At 66.2% G+C, this 1999-nt stretch carries 1 protein-coding gene; it reads right to left on the reverse strand.

Annotation, left to right across the window (positions count from 1 at the left end):
• On the reverse strand, positions 1 to 1996 hold a 1996-nt coding region (locus tag AB6806_RS28915), incomplete at its 3' end, for an acetyl-CoA carboxylase biotin carboxylase subunit (RefSeq protein WP_370956364.1).
• Positions 1997 to 1999 lie beyond the last annotated feature (3 nt).

Below are 1999 nucleotides of genomic sequence, written 5' to 3' on the forward strand. Positions count from 1 at the left end.
CGAATTCCATGATCACGGCATCGACAGCGAGCGAGTCGCCCTCCTTCGCCAGGATCTTGGCGATGGTGGCGTCCTTTTCGGCGCGCAGCACGTTCTCCATCTTCATCGCCTCGACCATGGCGAGCGGCTCGCCCGCCTTGACCTCCTGCCCGACCGTCACCGCGATCGACTTGACCAGCCCCGGCATCGGGCAGAGCAGGACCTTGCCCGTATCGGCCGCGACCTTTTCCGGCATCAGCGCCGCGAGCTCCGCCTCGCGCTGCGTATAGACATGGGCGTCGGCATAGGCGCCGGCATGGCCGAGTGCGACGCCGTTGAGGATCGGCCGGATCTGCGCCGCGACCTTCACCCCGTCGAGCGTACCGTGCCAGACGGGCTCGCCCGGGATCCAATCGCTGACGACGCTGACGCTGCGGCCCGGGAAGGCGATGACCACCGCCCCGCCCTGCTCGATCACCTCGCCCTCGAAGCGCTCAGGCCCGAGCTGGACGATGCGCTGCCGGTCGAAGGCGACCTTGCGCCAGCCTTCCATCTGCGCCGAGACGTTTCGCTTGCGCTGGTTGAGCTTGTGGTCGCAGGCGATCGCGATCGCGGCCATGCGCAAAGCCGTCTCTCCCTTCGGCGCCGGCAGCGAGAAGCCTTCCGGAAACTCCTCGGCGATGAAGCCGGTCGAGAGGTTGCCGGCGATCCAGCGCGGATGCTGCATCACCGCCGCGACGAAGGGAATGTTGTGGCGGATGCCGTCGATGGCGAAGGCATCGAGCGCGCGGCCTTGAGCCTTGATCGCCGCCTCGCGCGTCGGCGCATGCGTGACGAGCTTGGCGATCATCGGGTCGTAATAGATCGAGATCTCGCCGCCCTCGAAGACGCCGGTGTCGTTCCGGACCGTCGCCTCGCCGTCCGGCCCCTCGCTCGGGGGCCGATAGGTCACGAGCCGGCCGGTCGAGGGCAGGAAGTTGCGGGTCGGATCCTCGGCATAGACTCTGGATTCGACCGCCCAGCCGTCGAGCTTCACATCGGCCTGCGCGATCGCGAGCTTCTCACCATAGGCGACGCGGATCATCTGCTCGACGAGGTCGATGCCGGTGACCATCTCGGTGACGGGATGCTCGACCTGAAGGCGGGTGTTCATCTCGAGGAAGTAGAAGGACTTGTCCTGCCCGGCGACGAACTCGACCGTGCCGGCCGAGTCGTAGTTCACCGCCTTGGCCAGCGCGACCGCCTGCTCGCCCATCTTGCGGCGGGTCGCTTCATCCAGCAGCGGCGACGGCGCCTCCTCCAGCACCTTCTGGTTGCGGCGCTGGATCGAGCATTCACGCTCGCCGAGATAGATGACGTTGCCGTGCTTGTCGCCGAGAACCTGGATCTCGATATGGCGGGGATCGACGATGAACTTCTCGACGAAGACGCGGTCGTCGCCGAAGGAGGACGCGGCTTCCGACTTGGCGCGGGCGAAACCTTCCGCGACCTCGCCCGAGGAATGGGCGATGCGCATGCCCTTGCCGCCACCGCCGGCCGAGGCCTTGATCATCACGGGATAGCCGATCTCGTCGGCGATGGTCACGGCATGCTCGGGGCTCTCGATGATGCCGAGGAAGCCTGGAACGGTGGAGACCTTCGCGGCAGCCGCCGCCTTCTTCGATTCGATCTTGTCGCCCATCGCGGCGATCGCCCCGGGATTGGGCCCGATGAAGACAATGCCGTTATCCTTCAGTGCCTGGGCGAAGGCCTCTCGCTCGGACAGAAAGCCGTAACCGGGATGCACGGCCTGCGCGCCCGTCTGCTTGCAGGCATCGATGATCTTGTCGATCAGCAGATAGGACTGGGCAGCGGGCGCCGCGCCGATATGCACGGCCTCGTCGGCCATCTCGACATGCAGCGCATCGCGATCCGCATCGGAATAGACGGCCACCGTCTTGATGCCCATGCGTCGCGCCGTCTTGATGACGCGGCAGGCGATCTCGCCACGGTTCGCGATCAGGATCTTCGTGAACATGCG

Source organism: Allobosea sp. RCC_152_1, assembly GCF_041360765.1.
Lineage (GTDB): Bacteria > Pseudomonadota > Alphaproteobacteria > Rhizobiales > Beijerinckiaceae > Allobosea > Allobosea spartocytisi.